The organism is Bartonella sp. AP57NXGY (assembly GCF_042195805.1).
Lineage (GTDB): Bacteria > Pseudomonadota > Alphaproteobacteria > Rhizobiales > Rhizobiaceae > Bartonella.
Genome location: NZ_JBHIOZ010000002.1, coordinates 29960 through 32585, shown reverse-complemented (window position 1 = coordinate 32585; position 2626 = coordinate 29960). Strand labels below are relative to the sequence as shown.

Sequence of the window (2626 nt, the reverse complement as noted above, 5' to 3'; positions counted from 1 at the left end):
TATTATTTTGTGCATTTATTTTGTTTGCCATGGTTTTGAAATCTTCTAGACTTTCTTTTTTATAATAGATAAATAAGAGGCTTTAAATGGTATGCTGGTAATATTGATTTTAAAAGTTAAATTTTATCATTGATAGACAATTATGCGTAAGGATCTTTTATGGAAAGCTTTTGAAGAATTTCTCTTTCGAGCTTTTCCATTTTATATGCTTCATCATCAGTTTCATGGTCATAACCAAGCAGATGCAAGATACCATGAACAATCATATGTATTAAATGGTCTTGAAATGTTTTTCCTTCTTTCTCTGCTTCGAAAACAACAGTTTCTCGGGCAATAATAATATCACCGAGTATGGGACCAGGTCGATTTCCAGCTTTAAGTGGAAAAGCAGGAAAGGATAATACATTAGTAGATTTGTTTTTGTTGCGCCATTGTGCATTGATTTGTGCCATATGTTCATCATCCGTAAAAAGCAGGCTAATCTCGCTTACAACATTTTCCAATGAAACATGATGCATAGTTGCCATTAATGCTTTTTCAGTGATATTATAAAGCATTTTCTCATCATTCCACCCTGCGCTTTTAATCATTATATCAATAATAATCATGATGAATCAAATTCATTTTTTAATGCATCGCATGCGAATGATTTTTTTTTATTTTGTATTTCGGAATCACGATCATAAGCACGAACGATAGCAGCAACAAGTGGGTGGCGTACAACATCTTTTTCATCAAAATGCACAATTGCAATATTTTCTACATTTGAAAGAATGCGAATTGCTTCAATGAGACCTGATTTTTGCCCTGTAGGCAAATCAATTTGGCTTACGTCACCGGTAACAATCATACGTGTTCCTTCTCCAAGACGTGTGAGGAACATTTTCATTTGCATGGGCGTAGTATTTTGTGCCTCATCAAGAATAACAGCAGCATGGGCAAGTGTTCGTCCGCGCATAAAGGCGAGAGGAGCAATTTCTATGACACCAGAGGCTAAAATGCGTTCTATTTTTTCAGCGGGCATCATATCATAAAGAGCATCATAAAGTGGTCGTAAATATGGGTCGACTTTTTCTTTGAGATCACCGGGAAGAAAACCAAGATGTTCTCCAGCTTCAACAGCCGGACGTGAGAGAATAATTCGCTCAATGATACCACGTTCTAGAAGCATTGCAGCATGAGCAACAGCAAGATACGTTTTTCCTGTTCCTGCTGGTCCTACACCAAACACAAGTTCAGTATGCTCCATAGCACTTATGTAAGCGTCTTGTGTTGGAGTTCTTGCATGAATTATTTTTTTATGGGTACTCAACCGAGCTGCTATACGTTTCGTTGCAGATTTGTGTGTTATTGTGTCTTCTTTCTGCTTCTTTGGTATATTTGCCATAGCAATCGCTCCTTTTATATCTGATAAAGTGAGCTCTTGATGTGTTTTGGCACGTTCATAAAGCTGCTGCAATGCATATTGCGCACGTTTTATAACAGAAATATTTCCACGGATTAAGACTTCATTACCACGCGGATGAATACTAAGTTCGAGTTTTTTTTCGATATAAGCGAGATTTTCGTCAAATTTACCAAAAACTGCTTTTGCATATTTATTATTTTCGAAAATCAAAACAACTTGGCTCACATCTGAAGCGCTTGTTTGTTTCAAGGTATCAGCCTTTTCAAGGGACATATTTACTTTTTCTTTAATACGCTTTATTTTTTCGGTTGAAGCTTTCAGCCTATTCTCCATATTTACATAAATATTGCACATTTTGTTAAGTAAACTTTATAAAAGACAATTTTTACAAAAAGTGCACGCTTTAGATGTAATCATTTGCTTTTAAAATAAAAGAGTTTTCCAAAATATTTATTTTTGAACAAGGTATTAGAGGCATGTTTATCTATTTGTCACTTCACCAACAAAACTGTTTGAGCTTGCATTTTTAATATGAATTTCTATCACGCTACCTGTAGAGGCTTCTGTATCGACAACAACAGGTAAAAGCCAAGGGGAACGCCCTACCATTTGCCCTGAGTGACGTCCAGGTTTTTCGATGAGAACGTTCGTTTTTTGATCAATTTTAGAACGCAAAAACGCATTTTGTTGCTCAAGGAGAAGGGCTTGTAAATGTTGAAGTCGGGCATCTTTTACAGATTCATCAACATGATTTTTCATTGTGGCTCCCACTGTTCCAGGACGGGGGGAATATTTAAAAGAATAAGCTGAACTGTACTGTACTTGTTGAATAAGTTTAATGGTTTCTTCAAAGTCTTCATCTGTTTCTCCTGGAAACCCTACAATAAAATCACCTGAAAAGGCAATATCGGGTCGTGCCGTCCGAATTTTTTCGATAAGATGAAGATAATGAGAACTTTTGTGTTGGCGATTCATGGCTTTTAAGATGCGATCTGAACCTGATTGAACAGGCAGATGGAGGTAAGGCATTAACATATCAAGATCTCGATGTGCGGCGATAAGGCTATCATCCATATCACGCGGGTGGCTGGTTGTGTAACGCAAACGCTTTAAACCATCGAGTTTTGCAAGATGATAAAGAAGATCGCCAAGACGCCAAGTTTTGCCATCAGCACTTTGTCCATGCCAACCATTGACATTTTGTCCAAGCAGCGTAAT

The 2626-nt window shown here is 37.0% G+C and carries 3 protein-coding genes; all 3 read right to left on the bottom strand.

Annotated elements, in window-relative coordinates; translation table 11 throughout:
* Window positions 1-140: 140 nt before the first annotated feature.
* On the bottom strand, window positions 141-608 hold the full coding sequence (gene ybeY / locus ACFIL8_RS00560; RefSeq protein ID WP_375638365.1) for an rRNA maturation RNase YbeY: 468 nt from the start codon (window positions 606-608) through the stop codon (window positions 141-143).
* Window positions 605-1729: a PhoH family protein gene (locus ACFIL8_RS00555; RefSeq protein WP_375613339.1), complete on the bottom strand. Its 1125-nt coding sequence runs from the start codon at window positions 1727-1729 to the stop codon at window positions 605-607. The genes ybeY and ACFIL8_RS00555 overlap by 4 nt, the downstream gene beginning before the upstream one ends.
* A gap of 159 nt (window positions 1730-1888) precedes the next feature.
* The coding region (locus tag ACFIL8_RS00550) for a MiaB/RimO family radical SAM methylthiotransferase (protein WP_375688738.1) at window positions 1889-2626 on the bottom strand (738 nt) is incomplete at its 5' end.